This is a genomic window from Bradyrhizobium sp. WSM2793, assembly GCF_000379585.1.
In the GTDB taxonomy this organism is placed as follows: domain Bacteria; phylum Pseudomonadota; class Alphaproteobacteria; order Rhizobiales; family Xanthobacteraceae; genus Bradyrhizobium.
The window spans coordinates 120,811-137,998 of record NZ_KB902776.1 but is presented as its reverse complement, the minus strand read 5'-3'; the positions used below and the strand labels follow the sequence as shown (position 1 = coordinate 137,998).

Annotated in this window: 14 protein-coding genes; 8 read left to right on the top strand and 6 right to left on the bottom strand. The window is 65.3% G+C overall.

The window, feature by feature from the left end; genetic code table 11:
• Positions 1-75 precede the first annotated feature (75 nt).
• The gene (locus A3AS_RS0111805; protein WP_018317796.1) at positions 76-1,983 is read right to left on the bottom strand and encodes a M3 family oligoendopeptidase; all 1,908 of its coding nucleotides are present in this window, start codon (positions 1,981-1,983) and stop codon (positions 76-78) included.
• A 127-nt stretch (positions 1,984-2,110) separates the two neighbouring features.
• On the opposite strand from A3AS_RS0111805, the gene A3AS_RS0111800 reads away from it, so the two are divergent.
• The 3 genes from A3AS_RS0111800 to A3AS_RS0111790 all read left to right on the top strand — a co-directional run bounded on the left by A3AS_RS0111800 (position 2,111) and on the right by A3AS_RS0111790 (position 8,011).
• The gene (locus A3AS_RS0111800) at positions 2,111-3,607 is read left to right on the top strand and encodes a sigma-54 dependent transcriptional regulator (protein WP_018317795.1); all 1,497 of its coding nucleotides are present in this window, start codon (positions 2,111-2,113) and stop codon (positions 3,605-3,607) included.
• Between the two features lie 347 nt (positions 3,608-3,954).
• Complete coding sequence (locus A3AS_RS0111795; RefSeq protein WP_018317794.1) at positions 3,955-6,126, top strand: murein L,D-transpeptidase; 2,172 nt, start codon at positions 3,955-3,957, stop codon at positions 6,124-6,126.
• 268 nt (positions 6,127-6,394) lie between these two features.
• Entirely contained in the window at positions 6,395-8,011 is a 1,617-nt protein-coding gene (locus A3AS_RS0111790; protein ID WP_018317793.1) for a DUF882 domain-containing protein, read from the top strand.
• A 126-nt stretch (positions 8,012-8,137) separates the two neighbouring features.
• Here A3AS_RS0111790 and A3AS_RS0111785 read toward each other — a convergent pair whose 3' ends face one another.
• From A3AS_RS0111785 to A3AS_RS0111775, 3 genes are all read right to left on the bottom strand, one after another.
• Complete coding sequence (locus tag A3AS_RS0111785; protein WP_018317792.1) at positions 8,138-8,563, bottom strand: DUF1801 domain-containing protein; 426 nt, start codon at positions 8,561-8,563, stop codon at positions 8,138-8,140.
• Positions 8,564-8,711: 148 nt separating this feature from the next.
• On the bottom strand, positions 8,712-8,984 hold the full coding sequence (locus tag A3AS_RS0111780; protein ID WP_014492426.1) for a DUF2312 domain-containing protein: 273 nt from the start codon (positions 8,982-8,984) through the stop codon (positions 8,712-8,714).
• A gap of 198 nt (positions 8,985-9,182) precedes the next feature.
• The gene (locus tag A3AS_RS0111775) at positions 9,183-9,488 is read right to left on the bottom strand and encodes a DUF1244 domain-containing protein (protein ID WP_018317791.1); all 306 of its coding nucleotides are present in this window, start codon (positions 9,486-9,488) and stop codon (positions 9,183-9,185) included.
• A 177-nt stretch (positions 9,489-9,665) separates the two neighbouring features.
• Here A3AS_RS0111775 and A3AS_RS0111770 point away from each other — a divergent pair, with 177 nt between their 5' ends.
• Complete coding sequence (locus A3AS_RS0111770; protein WP_018317790.1) at positions 9,666-10,259, top strand: DUF1036 domain-containing protein; 594 nt, start codon at positions 9,666-9,668, stop codon at positions 10,257-10,259.
• The gene (gene pyk / locus A3AS_RS0111765) at positions 10,256-11,692 is read left to right on the top strand and encodes a pyruvate kinase (protein WP_018317789.1); all 1,437 of its coding nucleotides are present in this window, start codon (positions 10,256-10,258) and stop codon (positions 11,690-11,692) included. The genes A3AS_RS0111770 and pyk overlap by 4 nt, the downstream gene beginning before the upstream one ends.
• 151 nt (positions 11,693-11,843) lie before the next feature.
• Here the strand turns inward: pyk and A3AS_RS0111760 are convergent, their stop codons facing one another.
• A complete protein-coding gene (locus A3AS_RS0111760; RefSeq protein ID WP_026201906.1) occupies positions 11,844-12,524 on the bottom strand; it encodes a TetR/AcrR family transcriptional regulator in 681 nt (226 codons plus the stop codon).
• Between the two features lie 536 nt (positions 12,525-13,060).
• On the opposite strand from A3AS_RS0111760, the gene A3AS_RS48985 reads away from it, so the two are divergent.
• Complete coding sequence (locus A3AS_RS48985; RefSeq protein WP_018317787.1) at positions 13,061-13,351, top strand: phosphatase PAP2 family protein; 291 nt, start codon at positions 13,061-13,063, stop codon at positions 13,349-13,351.
• Here A3AS_RS48985 and A3AS_RS0111750 read toward each other — a convergent pair.
• Complete coding sequence (locus A3AS_RS0111750; RefSeq protein ID WP_018317786.1) at positions 13,344-13,508, bottom strand: Flp family type IVb pilin; 165 nt, start codon at positions 13,506-13,508, stop codon at positions 13,344-13,346. The genes A3AS_RS48985 and A3AS_RS0111750 overlap by 8 nt on opposite strands.
• Before the next feature lie 415 nt (positions 13,509-13,923).
• Between A3AS_RS0111750 and A3AS_RS0111745 the strand changes: the two genes are divergently transcribed.
• Both A3AS_RS0111745 and A3AS_RS0111740 read left to right on the top strand, forming a co-directional pair.
• Entirely contained in the window at positions 13,924-15,414 is a 1,491-nt protein-coding gene (locus A3AS_RS0111745; protein ID WP_018317785.1) for a hypothetical protein, read from the top strand.
• Positions 15,415-15,510: 96 nt separating this feature from the next.
• Entirely contained in the window at positions 15,511-17,073 is a 1,563-nt protein-coding gene (locus A3AS_RS0111740; RefSeq protein WP_018317784.1) for a hypothetical protein, read from the top strand.
• Positions 17,074-17,188 lie beyond the last annotated feature (115 nt).

The window sequence follows — 17,188 nt, the reverse complement described above, 5'->3', positions numbered from 1 at the left end:
CCGCACCTCGTTATACATCTGTATAACGCCCGGCGAACAGACGTTCAACAAATGTTTTACGGGCCGCCCACCGGCTCAGCCCATCGCCTCCAGCTCGTCGATCATCCCGGCGATGACCGAGAGACCGCCGTCCCAGAATTTCGGGTCCTTGGCATCCAGTCCGAACGGCCGTAGCAACTCGGAATAGTGCTTGGTGCCGCCGGCGGCGAGCATGTCGAGATAGCGCTCGGCAAAGCCCTCGTTCGCGTTCTCGTAGACAGCATACAGCGAGTTCACGAGGCAATCGCCGAACGCGTAGGCGTAGACGTAGAACGGTGAATGGATGAAGTGCGGGATGTACATCCAGTAGTTCTCGTAACCCGCCTTGATCTCGATCGCCGGTCCGAGGCTGTCGCCCTGCACCGACAGCCAGATCTCGCCGAGCCGGGTCGCGGTGAGCTCGCCGTTCTTGCGCTCGGTGTGGACCGCGCGCTCGAACGAGTAGAACGCGATCTGCCGCACCACGGTGTTGATCATGTCCTCGACCTTGCCGGCCAGCAGCGCCTGGCGCTGCTTGGCGCTCTTGGTCTGCGCCAGCAGCCGCCGGAAGGTCAGCATCTCGCCGAACACGCTTGCGGTCTCCGCCAGCGTCAGCGGCGTCGGCGCCATCAGCGCGCCGTTCTTCGCCGCCAGCACCTGATGCACGCCATGGCCGAGCTCGTGGGCGAGCGTCATCACGTCGCGCGGCTTGCCCTGGTAGTTCATCAGCACATAAGGGTGCGCCGAGGGCGTGGTCGGATGCGAGAATGCGCCGGGCGCCTTGCCCGGCCGCACCGGCGCGTCGATCCAGCGATCGGTGAAGAAGCGCTCGGCGATATCAGCCATTTTGGGCGAGAAGCCGCGATAGGCCGTCAGCACCATGTTGCGCGCATCGGGCCAGCCGATGACGTCCGTCGCGGCAAACGGCAGCGGCGCGTTGCGATCCCAATAAGCCAGCCGCTTCTTGCCGAACCACTTCGCCTTCAACGCGTAATAGCGATGCGACAGCTTTGGATAGGCCGCCTGCACCGAGGCGACCAGCGCATCCACCACCTCGCGCTCGACGCGGTTGTTGAGATGGCGGGAATCCGCGACGTCCTGGAAGCCGCGCCAGCGGTCGGAGATGTCCTTGTCCTTGGCGAGCGTGTTGGTGATCAGTGCGAAGGTGCGCTCATTGGCCTTGAAGGTTTTTGCCAGTGCCTCGGCCGCGCTCTTGCGCTTGGCGCCGTCGCGGTCCTGCAGCAGATTGAGCGTCGGCTCGATCGCCAGCTCCTTGGCTCCGACCTTGAAGCGCAGTCCGGAGATGGTCTGGTCGAACAGCCGGTTGAAGGCGGAATAGCCGGTCTGCGCCTTCTCCAGGAAAAGCTGCTCGAGCTTGTCGTCGAGCTGATATGGCTTCTCCTTGCGCAGATCCTCGATCCAGGGACGGTAGTGCGCGAGCTCGGGCGCTTGCATGGCCCGGTTCAAAATATCGTCATCGACACGGTTGAGCTCGAGCGCGAAGAACAGCAAATGCGTGGACGCCGCCGTCAGCCGCTCCGACACATCGCCGTAAAACTTTGAAATCGCAGGGTCGACGCTGTCGCCGGCGTGGATGAGCCCGGCATAGGAACCGAGCCGGCCGGCAAGATCGTCGATTGCCTCATAGCGTCGCACGGCTTCCGCGAGCCATTTTCCGCCATCTTCGTTTGCTGTCCCTGTCGCCAGCTTGCCCTTGTAGTCCGTCTCGAACGCGACGCAGTCGGCATCCATCTTTTCGAGATCGCGCGCCACTTCCGGCGCATCGATTCCGGAATAGAGATCGGCAAGGTTCCACTCCGGAAGCTTGCCGGTCTTGCTCGCAGGCTTTGCGCGTGAAGACCCGGAGGACTTCGTCTTGACGGTAGATTTCTTGGCGGCGGATGTCTTGGCAGCTGGCTTGTGGAGGGCGGACTTTTTAAGAGCAGGCTTGGAGCGCGAATTCATTGTGTGGGAAACCTGTGTTCAACAAGCGCGACGGCGGGCGGGGGCATCAAGGTTTAAGAGTGCGTTAATCGGCTTCGGCCAGAGTGCCCCGATTCGAGACAAATAGTAGTAGCGTGCGGGGAACACCATGGCTGCCAGTATTTTGATCGCCGACGACGACGCCGTAGCCCGCCGGCTGGTCGAGAACATGGTGCAGAAATGCGGCTATGAGACGGTCGTCGTGGACTCCGGTGACGCCGCGATCGCAGCCCTCACCGCGCCCGATGCTCCGGCCATCGACGCCGTCATCCTCGATCTCGTGATGCCCGGCCTCGACGGCATGGGCGTGCTGGCGAAAATCCGCGAAGCAGGTCTCAGCGTCCCCGTCATCGTGCAGACCGCCCATGGCGGCATCGACAACGTGATCTCGGCGATGCGCGCCGGCGCGGCCGATTTCGTGGTCAAGCCGGTTGGTGTGGAGCGGCTCCAGGTCTCGCTGCGCAACGCGCTCAACGCCTCCGCGCTCAAGGGCGAATTGCAGCGCATCCGGCACAGCCGCGAGGGCCGGCTGACCTTCTCCGACATCATCACCCGCGCCGAGGCGATGGCAGGCGTGATGCGCGCCGCGCAGAAGGCGGCGAACTCCGCGATTCCCGTTCTGATCGAAGGCGAGTCCGGCGTCGGCAAGGAGATGTTCGCGCGCGCCATCCATGGCAGTGGCGAGCGCAAGGCCAAGCCCTTCGTCGCCGTCAATTGCGGCGCGATCCCCGACAACCTCGTCGAGTCCATTCTGTTCGGCCACGAGAAGGGCGCTTTCACCGGCGCGACCGAACGGCACATGGGCAAGTTCGTCGAGGCCCATGGCGGCACGCTGTTTCTCGACGAGGTCAGCGAGCTGCCGCTGACCGCGCAGGTCAAGCTGCTGCGCGCGCTTCAGGAAGGCGCGGTCGAGGCGGTCGGCGGCCGCAAGCCCGTCAAGGTCGACGTCCGCATCGTCTCGGCCACCAATCGTCGGCTGCTGGAGCGGGTGAAACAGGGACACTTCCGGGAAGACCTGTTCTATCGCCTGCACGTGCTGCCGCTGACGATCCCCTCGCTCCGGGCCCGGCGCGAGGACATCCCGCATCTGCTCCGGCATTTCCTGGCGCGGTTTGCCGCCGAGGAGAACCGCGCGATCACCGGCATCAGCGGCGAGGCCATGGCCCATCTTGCCCAGCTCGACTGGCCCGGCAACATCCGCCAGCTCGAGAACGCGGTCTACCGTGCCGTGGTGATGAGCGACGGCGACCAGCTCGGCCTCGGCGACTTCCCTCTGCTCGCTTCGCAGCCGCATCCCGTAACCGAGATTCCGACCGCTCCGCTGATGCTCGAGCCGGCGGCAACCCCTTCGGTGGTATCGGGCAATGAAATACCAATCGCGCCGCTCCCGGCTGTGGGAAATCTTGCCATGCTGACCCCCACCGGCGACGTCCGCGCGCTCGAGGACATGGAGAACGAGATCATCCGCTTCGCGATCTCGCACTACCGCGGCCAGATGTCCGAGGTGGCCCGCCGCCTCAAAATCGGCCGGTCCACCCTCTACCGCAAACTCGACGAGGCCGGGGTTCCCGGACATGGCGGGAAAAGCGGCGAGGAGACGCACTGAGCCTCATGCGAACGAGGGTTCGTGCGGCGATGCGAGACCGGCTGTAAGCCGTTCGCATGACGACAGAATTCGACTGCTTCTTGAACCGTGACTTGGAAGTGACAGACACAGGGAAAAGCGCGCTGGGCAGGCGCACAATCCGTTGCCAAGAGGCTCCCTTGAAGTCAGTTTGGCGTGAGTTGTCCCGGTTAGCGCTGGCTGCAAAACCGGGGCCTTTATATCGTCTGCGTATGAATCGTTGCGTGCAGGCGTGCAACTTTCGAGAGGCCGGCGCGATTTAGCCGAAGCTCAATAGGCGATAACAAAGCTGTTCCACGAGGAACAGTTCACCCGAGGGGTGCGACACAATGCGTGACTGTTTGAACCACCGTGCGGGCTTCGACCGTGTCTTGATGACGGTCGCGGCAACCTTCCTCACGGTGTCGGCCAGCTCGGCCCTGGCGCAGGATCAGGCGCGCAGCAGCGCCGCCGAGCTCGCGATCGAAGCCGCGATCCCGCGCCCCGAGCCGGCCAACGTCCCTCCCCCGACCGCCTCCGATATCAAGCTCGACACCACCGCCACGGTGCAGGATTCCGCCAAGGAGCCGGCACAGGCGCCCGTAAAGGCTGACGTCGCGCCCGCCCCGGCCCCCGAGAAGGTGGAAACCAAGCCGTCCGACGTCGCCACCACGCCCGCGCCCGAGGCGCCGAAGAGCGACACTGCGAAGTCCGAGCCCGCAACCGCTGCGCCTGCGGCACCCGCCACGGCTGCGGCCCCTGTCGCTGAGCCCGTGAAGGCCGCGAGCAACGTTGCCGCCGCCGACCAGCCGGTCGCCGACAAGCTCAGGGACATCATCGGCGCCAAGACCTCGCGCCATTTCGATCGCAAGAACGAGCGCGCGGCGATCGAGAAGTTTTATGGCGCACGGGACTTCGCGCCGGTCTGGACGCAAAGCGGCAGCCTGACCACCGCGGCCAAGGGCGTCATCGCGCGGCTGAAGGACGCGGCGTCCGACGGCCTCAATCCCGCCGACTATCCGGTGCCGGACTTCGCCAGCGCCAGCACGCCCGATGCGCTGGCCGATGCCGAGCTCAAGCTCACCGCCAGCATGTTCGACTATGCACGCCAGGCCCAGAGCGGCCGCATGCACTGGTCCCAGGTCAGCGGCGACATCCTCTATCCCGAGCATCCGGTCGACCCGAACGAGGTGCTCGCCAAGGTCACGACCGCGGCGGACGCCTCCGCGGCGCTCGACAGCTACAATCCGCCCCACAAGCTCTACAAGGAGCTGAAGGCCAAGCTCGCGGAGCTTCGCGGTCAAGGCAGCGGCCCGGTGATCGAGATCGCCGATGGTCCGGCGCTGAAATACACCCCGGCCAGCAAGAAGCAGGCTGAGATCGTCGTGGAAGATCCGCGCGTGCCGCAACTCCGCGCCAAGCTCGGCCTTGCCGAGAACGCCAGCGACACCCGCTATGACGCAGCGGTCGCGGACGCCGTGCGAAAATTCCAGAGCGGCGCCGAGATGAAGGCGACCGGCATCCTCGACGACAAGACGGTCAAGGCGCTCAACACTCCGAAGCGCGACAAGCAGATCGACGTGGTGCTGGTGAACATGGAGCGCTGGCGCTGGCTGCCGCGCGATCTCGGCGCGCCCGCGCTGGGTGATGCCTATGTGATCCTCAACATTCCCGACTACACGCTGAAGGTGATGCAGCGCGGCCAGCAGGTCTGGACCACCCGCGTCGTCACCGGCAAGCCGGGCACGCACGCGACCCCGCTGCTCACCGAGACGATGAAGTACATCACGGTCAATCCGACCTGGAACGTGCCGCCGTCGATCGTCTACAACGAGTACCTGCCGGCGTTGCAGCAGGACCCGACCGTGCTCCAGCGCATGGGCCTCAAGCTCGAACAGAACCGCGACGGCTCGGTGCACATCTCGCAGCCGCCCGGTGAGGCCAACGCGCTCGGCCGCATCCGCTTCAACTTCCCGAACAAGTTCCTGGTCTATCAGCACGACACGCCGGACAAGAACCTGTTCGCGAGGGAAGATCGCGCCTTCAGCCATGGCTGCATGCGCGTGCAGAACCCGGATCAGTACGCGTCCGTGCTGCTCAACATCACCATGCCGAACGAGAAGTACACGCCCGAGCGCGTGCGCAGCATGTACGGCAAGAGCGAGATCGACCTGAAATTCCCGACCCCGGTCCCGGTCAACATCACCTATCAGACCGCCTTTGTGGACGATGCCGGCAAGCTGCAGTTCCGCAAGGACGTCTATGGCCGCGACGCGACCATGATCAACATCCTGAAGAACAACCGCGGCAAGGATCTCGAGGCCGTCGTTGCGCACTCGCAGCCGAGCTATTCGCGCCCGGCGACGACCCTGCCCTCGGGCGTGGCGGTGGCCAACAATGGCGGCGGCTTCGGGTCCTCCGGCCCGAACTTCTTCGAGCGGCTGTTCGGAGGCGGGGCGCCGACGCCCCCGCCGGCTCCGGTCGGCCGCCGGCCCCAGCAGCAGCGGGTCTTCACTCGGTAAGCCAGCGCGGACCTGGCTTTGCGAATTTCACAACGATATCAACGGCCCCATCCCATGGATGGGGCCGTTTAACGTTAACCATTGTCCACCTGGCTCCCGGCACCGGGCGTTTTTTTGCCACACTCAACGGGTTAGGATTGTAGTCTGACTTGGTTTGGGGGCGGGAAGGTCAACCTCGAATTAACCTTCTCGCTTTAAGAAAGCGTTCATCCTCTTTCGCGCTGCTACGGGGTTGGCGGGAGAGTCCATTTGAACGCTCGTCGACTGGGTGGGCTCATACGTGCTGACTGGTCTCGCACGCCAATTAACTGTGCTGTCGTTGTCCCATGCGGGAGTGAAGACCGGTTCGCGGATCGGCCTCGCTGCCGTATTGCTGCTTGCGGGCGCAGGCTCGGTTCATAACGCCGCCGCGCTGAACGAGACCAAGACGCTCTCCTTCCACCACACCCATTCCGGCGAAGACCTGACCGTCACCTTCAAGCGCGATGGCCGCTATGACGAAGCGGCGCTGAAGCAGCTCAACCACTTCCTGCGCGACTGGCGCACCCAGGACGAGACGGTCATGGACCGCCGCCTCTTCGATATCCTCTGGGAAGTCTACCGCGACGTCGACGGCAAGCAGCCGATCCAGATCATCTCCTCCTACCGCTCCCCCGCCACCAACGCCATGCTCCGCCGCCGCTCCTCGGGTGTGGCGCGCGCCAGCCAGCACATGCTGGGCCATGCGATGGACTTCTACATTCCGGGCGTGGCGCTGGAGCAGATCCGCTTCGCCGGCCTGCGCCTCCAGCGCGGCGGCGTCGGCTTCTATCCGACCTCCGGCTCCCCCTTCGTGCATCTGGATACCGGCAGCGTCCGGCACTGGCCGCGGATGACGCATGACCAGCTCGCCCGCGTCTTCCCGGACGGAAAGACGGTGCATCTGCCGACCGACGGCGTGCCGCTGAAGAACTATGAGCTCGCTAAGGCCGAGATCGAGCGCCGCGGCAATGGCGACGACTCCAGCAGCAGCAAGCCGAACTTCTTCGCCGCTTTGTTCAAGGGCAAGTCCGCCGCTCCGGCCGCCAGCAGCGACGAGGACGACGAGGGCGCGCCCGCCCCGGCCGCCAAGCCGGCGGTACCGACCGTGGTCGCAGCCGCCGCCAAGCCCGCCGAACCGGTGCCGACGCCGCGCGCCAAGCCGCAGATCCCTGCCGCGATCCAGCTCGCCTCGGCCGATGCGCAGCTCGTTGCACCGCCCAAGCCGAAGCCCGCGCCGGTGGCCGACAAGCCCGCTGCCGGCAAGCCGGAGACCCCGGCCGACATCATCAATGCCCGCGGCTTCTGGGATGATGTCCCGGCCGCGCCGCAGCAGGCGACGCCGGCGCAAATCGCTGCGCTGAAGGCCCGCCAGGCCCTTGCCGCCGCCACCGATTCGCAACCGACCGCGAGCGTGTCCAACGCCGCCCTTCAGGCGCTGGCTTTTGCGCCTGCCGCCTCCCCGGTCGATCGCGCCAATGTCGTCGCCGCCTCCGCGCCGATTCCGCGCTCGGCCCGTCCCGCGTCGCGCAACATCGCTCAGGCGACCGAAATCAACACGGTGGTCGGCAAGAGCGTCGACGGCGCGGTCGCGACCGCGACCCGCCTCTCCGCCGCCAAGAGCGAGAGCATCTGGCTCAAGATCGTGATGCTGTCGCCGAGCGCCAGCCGCGCGATGTCGGTCACGCTGATGGGTGAGCTCGATACGGCCGCGCTGCGCGGCTATTTCGTCAAGCCGCAGGCCGTGATCGCGATGGGCTTTGTCGACGACCCGATGCACGGCCTGTCCTGCGACAGTTTTTCGGGCAGCGCGACCGCGAAGCTCCAGACGACATCGTTCGTCATGCGCACCGCCGCGCTGCGCTGAGGCGCCGAGCTACCTCCACGAATTCAGTCTCGTCGCCCGGACGGAGCGCAGCGCAATCCGGGAATCGCGCCACGAGCAACGACGGCCCCGGATTACGCTTCGCTCCATCCAGGCTACGAGAGCGCCCTACCGCGCTTTCCTCGCTCGCCGGTCCAGATGATAGGTCAGCGCCAGCGACAGGCAGACGGATAATTCCCGCTTTGGCAGCCGGCCCGCCACCGGCAACAGCAACGCCCGCGTCTGCCGGTATTCAAACAGATCGGGAAAGCGTTCGCGGAAGCTATCGATCAGCGTCGTCTTGCAATTGAACAGGATGGCGGCATGCGCGGAGTCTTTGACGCGGCCAAGCCGGATCGTCGAGCCGCTGCCGGTCTGATCGGTTAGATAAGCCGGCTCGCCCCATTTCAGCGTCTCGGTGAGCCGGCCGACCTCTTCATGCGCCGCGGCGGTCGCGAAGATCAGCGCACGCACCTGAAGCAGCCGCTTGCCGATCGGCGCCGGAAGAGCGCCGAAGGCACGGCTCACCTCGCGCGGCGGCGATGGCGCAGTCATTCGCGACTCCGTTCGCAAACGAAACACGCGCAATTTGTAGCCCGGATGGAGCGCGGCGCAATCCGGGGATTGCTTTCACACTGCGAGAGCCCGGATTTCGCTGTCGCTCCATCCGGGCTACGGCAGTCGTGCTTGAGGCGCCAACGCCTCAGAGCATGCCCAGCGCCTGCATGTAGGTCTCGAGGATGGTCTCGGCCTCGGCGCGCTCGTTGGGGTCCTGCTTGCGCATGCGCACGATGGTGCGCAGCGCCTTGACGTCGTAGCCGTTACCCTTGCTCTCGGCATAGACGTCGCGGATATCGTCGGAGATCGCCTTCTTCTCTTCCTCCAGCCGCTCGATGCGCTCGATGATGGATTTGAGCTGGTCCTTGGCAAATTTCGTCGCGGGCTCGTCGTCGCGGACGGCGGCGGAGGTGGCCATCTAGGTACTCCCAATGGAACTGGCAAAACGAGGTGACGCCGGCATCCCTCACCGCGCGTGCTGGTAGACCCTTAGGGTTGGTACCGACGGCGTTCAAGGCAGCATCGCGCTCGTCCACAGCGCGCCCACACCTTCCTGCGGCGAGGCCAAGAAAGCTGTTGTGTGGTGCGACTCAGGCGAGGCGCGCGCCCGGGCCGTTCAGTGCCCGTGGGGATGGACCTTCTTCATCGTCTCGAGCTGTTCGGGCGTGGCCGTGCCCTGGTATTTCGACTTCCAGGTCTCGTAGGGCATGCCGTAGACGGCTTCCCGGCTCTCGTCCTTGCTTAAGGCGACGCCTTGGGCGTCGGCGGCTTCCTTGAGCCAGTTGGACAGGCAGTTGCGGCAGAAGCCAGCCAGATTCATCATGTCGATGTTCTGGACATCCGTCCGCGACTTCAGATGATCGACCAGACGGCGGAAAGCGGCCGCCTCGAGCTCCGTTCTGGTTTTGTCGTCGATTGCCATGGCTGTATCCTTGGTATCCCCTTGGGCCTGACCCGATGGAGGTCACCCTTACGGGATCAGGTGGGTCCTGTCACAGATTTTGCCATATCCCGGCGCAAACCGACCCGAACCCGGCCTTGAGGCAGTTCCCCGGCCCCTACGCCAAATCGTCAATGATCTGATATAGCTTCCGCGACAATGATCGCCGAATCTCCCCGCTCCCCCCTTCGCATGCTCGTCCGGTTGGTCCCGGTGCTGGCGATTGGCCTGCTGTGCTTGTGGAGCAGCCCCGCCTCCGCCGATTTCCGTCTCTGCAACAACACGTCGAGCCGGGTCGGCATTGCGCTCGGCTACAAGGACGCCGAGGGCTGGACCACCGAGGGCTGGTGGAACATCTCGTCCCGCTCCTGCGAGACCCTGCTGCGGGGAACGTTGGTCGCCCGTTACTATTACATCTACGCCATCGACTATGACCGCGGCGGCGAGTGGTCGGGGCAGGCCTTCATGTGCTCGCGCGACAAGGAGTTCACCATCCGCGGCACCGAGGATTGCCTCGCGCGCGGCTATGACCGGACCGGCTATTTCGAGGTCGACACCGGTGAGCAGCGGGCGTGGACGGTGCAGCTTACCGATGCCAACGAACAGCCGGCGCAGCAACGCGTACCCGGCCTCCCCGGTCCGGTTGGCCCGGGCGGGGTTCCGGGTTTGCCCAATAGCCCGCCCGGTGGTACGCCCCCCGCCCCGCCTGGCCTCCCGCCAGCTCCCTCGCCCCCGTCTGGAAATAAGCCATGAGGCGTCTTCGCCGTATCAAGATTCTCGCGACCCTGGGCCCAGCCTCTTCAGACCTCGCGATGATCCGCCGCCTGTTCGAGGCCGGCGCCGACCTGTTTCGCATCAACATGAGCCACACCCCGCATGACAAGATGCGGGAGCTGGTGGCGACGATCCGAAACGTCGAGAGCAGCTATGGCCGGCCGATCGGCATCCTGGTCGACCTGCAGGGCCCGAAGCTCAGGCTCGGCTCCTTCGCCGAAGGCTCGGTGCAGCTGCAGAACGGCCAGACCTTCACGCTGGATTCCGACAAGGCCCCCGGCGACACCACGCGCGTCCACCTGCCGCATCCGGAGATCCTGGCGGCGCTGCGGCCCGGCCACGCGCTGCTGCTCGACGACGGCAAGGTGCGCCTGATCGCGGAGGAGACCTCGAAAGAGCACGCGGTGACGCGGGTCGTGGTCGGCGGCAAGATGAGCGACCGCAAGGGCGTCAGCCTGCCCGACACCGACCTGCCGGTCTCCGCCATGACCTCGAAGGACCGCGCCGACCTCGAGGCGGCGCTCGTCACCGGCATCGACTGGATCGCGCTGTCCTTCGTGCAGCGCGCCGACGACGTGATCGAGGCCAAGAAGATGATCCGCGGCCGCGCCGCAGTCATGGCCAAGATCGAGAAGCCGCAGGCGATCGACCGTCTCGCCGACATCATCGAGGCCTCCGACGCGCTGATGGTGGCGCGCGGCGACCTCGGCGTCGAATTGCCGCTCGAGCGCGTGCCGAGCCTGCAGAAGCAGATGACGCGGATGGCGCGCCGCGCCGGCAAGCCGGTGGTGATCGCAACCCAGATGCTGGAATCGATGATCCAGTCGCCGGTGCCGACCCGCGCCGAAGTCTCCGACGTCGCCACCGCCGTCTATGAGGGCGCCGACGCCATCATGCTGTCAGCGGAATCGGCGGCCGGCAAATTCCCGGTCGAGGCGGTCTCGACCATGAACCGCATCGGCGAGGAGGTCGAGCGCGATCCGATTTATCGTTCCGTGCTCACCGCGCAGCGCCCCGCGCCGGAATCCACCGCGGGCGATGCCATCGCCGACGCCGCGCGGCAGATCGCCGAGACGCTCGACCTGCCCGCCCTGATCTGCTGGACCTCATCGGGCTCGACCGCGGTGCGGGTGGCGCGCGAGCGGCCGAAGCCGCCGATCGTGGCGATCACGCCGAACATCACCGCCGGCCGACGGCTCGCGGTGGTCTGGGGCGTGCATTGCGTGGTGGCGGAAGACGCGCGCGACCAGGACGACATGGTCGGCCGCGCCGGCCAGATCGCGTTCCGGGACGGTTTCGTCCGCGCCGGCCAGCGCGTGATCATCGTCGCCGGCGTGCCGCTCGGCATCCCCGGCACCACCAACATGGTGCGCATCGCCTCGGTCGGCCCCGAGGGCGACGCGATCATGTAGGCCCGCCAGGGCACGCCAAACAAAAAATCGAAAAACAACCCCATGCACAGTAGCCGGAGGGGCCGGCGAGCCTGCTGCGGTTTTGCGAAAAGGCTCGCTCAGTCAACCAGCTGAGCGCTGTCAGGCCGGCCGCTTCGTGCGCACCGCGATTTCACGCCCCAACGAGCGCCTTCGCGGTCGGCAGCAGCGTCTGCTGCACCACCAGACCCCGGGCGCGGGCGTCCATGACGCCGACGGCACGGAGCGCCAGCAGCGTCACGGTCTGCACTGCATCGCGCATCTTGACGGGATCATCGAGATTGTCAGGCGCAAGCGGCCCGACCAGGGCCTCATGCAGCGCGCCGAGCAAGGCGGTCGCGGCGAGTGCGGTGTCCTGCGCCGGCAGGTGACCGGCACGCACGGCGGCGTCGATCCGGGCGGCTATCTCGCCGGCAATCTCCCGCCGGCTGGCAAGGCGGGAGGCGCTGACATCGACATCGACAGGTTCGGCCAGAATGCCCCAGGCCAGCCGCCGCTGCGACAGGGTATGGACCGCCACGGTGGTAACGGCAGCCGCCAGCGCCGAGGACGGCCCCGGCGCGGCATCGGCCGCCCGGCGGATCGCCGCGAGCTCATCGCGGGAGACCTCGGCAATCAGCTCGGAGATCAGCTCGGCCTTGGAGGGGAAGTAGCGGTAGACCGTGCCGGCCGCGACATTGGCCCGGACCGCGACGGGCGCGATCTGCACCGCCGCCATCCCGCCTTCCGCCGCAGTCTCCCGCGCCGCCGTCAAGATCGCACTGCGCCGCGCCGCAAGGCGCTTCACCACTTGATGCGTCCGCCGATAAACCATGGCGCGCTTCCTGTCCCACACGCCTGCCGCACGCCCTGCGGCCAAACGCTTCGTCACGCAAAAGATGCAAATCGCCCCGCAAGGACTGAACAACTATTCAGGCGGGATGACAAGATGCAAATGCGTGGGAGCGCCACCGGAGAGGCCGCGCCACAAACGCTAAAAGTACTGCGCGCTGGTTGTAAGACCGATAACCACAGTTCTTACCACGATCTTGAAGGCGGTCCGTGACTGTACGGTAGTAATGCAATTGCACCTCGGCGCACCATGCTCGACACGGACTCCCGGACCGCCTGGCAGCTCTTCCACCTCAACCGGATTCCGATTCTCGGGATGGCCACCCTGCTGGCGCTCGGCTTCCCCTCGACCGGACTGAGTCTCGAGCCGGTCGCCTACGGTGTGACCCTGGCGATCGCCGCGGCGCTACTCGCGGCCGCCTATGGCCACCGGCTCGTCAAAGGCGAGCTTGCCGGCTGTTCTCTCTGTCCGGCATCGTCTCGTTTCCGAGCTTTCACGCGGCGTCGGCCGTGCTCTATATGTGGGCGCTGTGGCCGGTGCGTGGCATCGGCGGCATCGTGGCCGTGCTCAGTCTGTTGATGATCGCGGCGACGCCGGTGATCGGTGCGCATTTTATCATCGACGTCGCTGCCGGCGCCGCGCTCGCCGCAGCCTCGATCTGGGCCGCGAAATTCTATCTCGACCGGAGTTACGGCGTGTGGGTCCGCAGCGCCGGCTTCGTTAGGGGCCTTGCCGGCCTCGCCCAAAAGAAAAGAGCCCCGTCAGCGACGAAGCTCTCAGAAATTCGCAGTTCGTCCGGTCTTACTTGAGGCCGGTCGAGATCGCGGTGAACTTGGTGTTCAGCGTGGTGCCGAGATTGTTGACGACGGTGATGATCGCCAGCGCGATGCCGGCAGCGATCAGGCCGTATTCAATGGCGGTGGCGCCGGATTCATCCTTGAGGAAACGCGCAACGAGGTTCTTCATAGAGTGCTCCAAATGAGTACACGAGGCTACAACTGATCTGGTCTTTTCGGCTTCCCAGCGCCGCCCGACCATGGAACCGAACGTAGAGGCAAAGAATTGCGCCGCAGTTAATTCGACTGCGTAAACACCGAGCGCTTCGCGTGTATTCGCCGATGGTAAATTGAAATCTAAAACAATCTGTTAAATTTGTCGGGACCTGAAACCGGCGTGGCCTGCCGGTTTACCCGAAGTTATGACCGCCCGTGGTCCAATGCCGCCCGCTCGGACTGGCGCGCGATGAGATAAATCGTTCATCGCGCTTCAGGTGATTGCTCGAGCATGATCTTCTCGGAAACCGCGCCTCACTTTGCGCCAACGCGGCCCGCCGGGTCCGGATCATGCCCGACCGACAAGAACAACAGGACGACGAGGCGGCATGTCACTTTCCTTTGCCAACAGCATCGCGGCGCAGAGCCGCGCGAGGGCCCTGGTGCCGCTGTGTGTCGGCGCCGGCGTCTATCTGTTCTTCCTCTACCTCGGCGACACCCGGCTGCAGGACTCCGACTCGTTCTGGCAGGTGAAGATCGGGCAGTGGATCCTCGATCACCGCGCCATGCCCACCACCGACTTCTATTCGTTCACGCGAACGGGCGCGCCATGGATCTCGACGTCGTGGCTGTCGCAGGTGCTGTTCGCCTATTCCCATGCGCAATGGGACTGGGCAGGCCCCGTCATCCTCACCGCGGTCGCGGTCGCGGTCACGGTCGCGATCTTCGTCTATCTGCTCGATGCTCAGATCGAGGCACCACGCGCAGTGCTGTTCGCGATGCTGGCGCTGCTGCTGTCGGCCCATCACGTGCTGGCGCGGCCGCATATCCTGGCGCTGCCCGTCATGGTGGCGTGGGTCGGCCTGCTGATGGCAGCTGCCGACCGCAAGAGCGCGCCGTCCTGGTGTTGGCTGCCGCTGATGGCGCTCTGGGCGAATTTGCATGGCGGCTTCGTGCTGGGCCTCGTGCTGATCGGCCCGATCGCGCTCGAGGCTGTCGAGCACGCCGAGAAGGGACGACGGCTCCAGCTGTTCATGCGCTGGGTGTTGTTCGGAATCGGCGCTCTGATCGCGAGCTGCTGCACGCCGTATGGCTGGCGGACGCTGCTGGGCGCGACCAATATTCTCGGCCTCGGCGAACTGCTGTCGCTGATCTTCGAATGGATGCCCGCGAACTTCTCCACGTTCACCCCATTCGAAGGCGCCCTGCTCGGCCTGATCGCATTCGGCTATTATCGCGGCCTGGTGCTGTCGGCGCCCCGGATCCTCCTGATCCTGTTCCTGACCTGGAGCGCGCTGACCCATGTCAGGAGCATCGAGGCATTTGCGTTCGTGGTGCCGCTCGTGCTGGCAAAGCCGCTCGGCGAGATGTTCCCGCGCACGGCGCCTGACGCCGCCGGAGCCGGGCGCTGGCCCGCCCGCTATGTCACCGCGCTTGGCGCGCTGATGATCGTGGCGGCGAGCTGGACCTCGACGTCGCTCTACATGGCGCACCACCGCTTCACCTTCACGACGACGCACACGCCGGTTGCGGCCGTCGACGTGCTCGAGCAACGCAAGGTGCAGCGCATCTTCAATGCCTACCAGTTCGGCGGCTATCTGATCTCGCGCGATATTCCGGTCTTCGTTGACGGCCGTGCCGAGCTCTATGGCGAGAAATTCGTCATGGACTTCTTCAAGGCGACGGAGGGCAAGAAGCCCGAATTGCTGCCGCGCCTGCTCGACGAGTACAAGATCGATGCGACGCTCCTGGTTGCCGATGCGCCGGGCCCGCAGATCCTCGACCAGATCAAGGGCTGGAAGCGGATCTATACGGACGACATCGCCGTGATCCATGTGCGAGACCATGCGGACGGCGCGACCGCGGCGCCTTCGAAGTGAGAACCTACTTACGGGCGTGTACGCGTAATCGTGAGACGTCCTTCCAAAGGCGGCGTGGACGCGACCACTGCGCTCAACCCCCGGCGATCCCGCGACATGTCTTCTTTTGACAGGCCGATTTTGACAATCCCGGCTCGGCTCGGCTCGGAGCGGTCCCTGGCGATCGCCGTTCTTGCGGTGCTGGCGGCGGTCTCCTTTCTTCCGGTGCTGCTGACCCCCATTCCTGCGATGGTGGATTATCCCAATCACCTCGCCCGCATGTACATTCTGAGCCAGAGCGGCACCCCCGATGCCAATCCGCATTACGAGGTGGCCTGGGCCTTCTATCCCAACCTTGGAATGGATCTGCTGGTGCCGCAGCTGGCGCGGCTGATGAGCGTCGAGAACGCCACGCGGCTGTTTTTGCTGCTGAGCCAATTGCTGATCGTCGGGGGCGCGCTGCTGCTGGAATGGACCCGGAAGGGACGGGTCCATCTTGCCGGCTTCGCTGCACTCGCTTTCCTCTACTGTCTGCCGTTCAGCTGGGGCTTCGTGAATTTCGAGTTTGGCCTCGGCCTCGCTCTCTGGGGCATCGCAATCTATCTGATGCTGGCCGAAGGCCCATGGCCGCTGCGCTTCGTCGCCAACGTGCTGTTCGTCGCTGCGCTCTACGCGGCGCATTTCTTCTCGCTCGGCATCTACGGTGCGACGCTTGGCCTCTACGAGCTCTCGCGCATTCGTCAGCAGCGAATATCGTACCGGGTGGCGGCCGCGCGGCTCGGCGCGCTGGCCCTGCCGGCGCTTGTGTTGTTCGGGATCATGCAATTGACCGCGGGCTCGATCGGAAGCGAAGGGACGAGCTGGTTCTTCGGATTCAAGCCGATCTGGCCGCTGCGCATCCTGAACGGCTACAGCCCGACGGCATCGGCAGTGACCGGGCTGGCGCTGATGATCTCGTTGCTGTTCGCTGCAAGGCGCGGCGTCCTCAAGCTCGAGCCGGCCGGCCTCTGGCTCGCGATCGGCTTTGCGCTGCTTTACCTCGTCATTCCCTCGAAGCTGTTCGGAACCTCGTTCGTCGACCTTCGCGTGATTCCCGCTGCAGCTCTGATCCTGCCGGCCTTCTGCTCGCTGTCGCTGCCCAGCCGGGCCTGGAGAACGGCTGCGCTCGCCGCGATCAGCGGCATCATACTGATCAATCTCGCGGTCGTTTTCGCGGTGTGGCTGCCTTACCGCGCCGATTATGCGGCGATCATCGCCTCGTTCCAGAAGATCGAGCGCGGCTCACGCGTTCTCGTTGGCAGCACGGGCGACAATGGTGATCCGCCCTTCGCCGACCTCACCTCGTATCCGATGTACTATGCGCCGACGCTGGCCGTGCATTATGCCAACGCGTTCGTGCCCAACCTCTTCACGGAAGCGGGCAAGCAGCCGGTGCGGCCACGCGAGGCCGTGCGCCGCCTTGCCATTCCCTACGGAGGACCGGTGCCGTCGGAGCTGCTTGCGGTGATCGCAACGAGACAGCCGCCGGCGGACGTTCCGCCGTTCATCCGCACCTGGTACCGGGACTACGACTATCTCTATGTGCTCGGACCGCCGGCCGCGAACCCGCTGCCGGATCTGCTGGAGGTGTTGGATAGCTCGCAGCGATTTGTTCTCTACAAGATCCGCCGCAGCTCCTAGACCGACGCCGCAGCTGCGCAAGCATGGTTAATCGGGCATCGCCATCCCGTTCCGCCTCCGCCCTCAATCGCCCGAGGGCCCTAGATCCTTAACGGTTGCGGCAAGGCGACCTTAA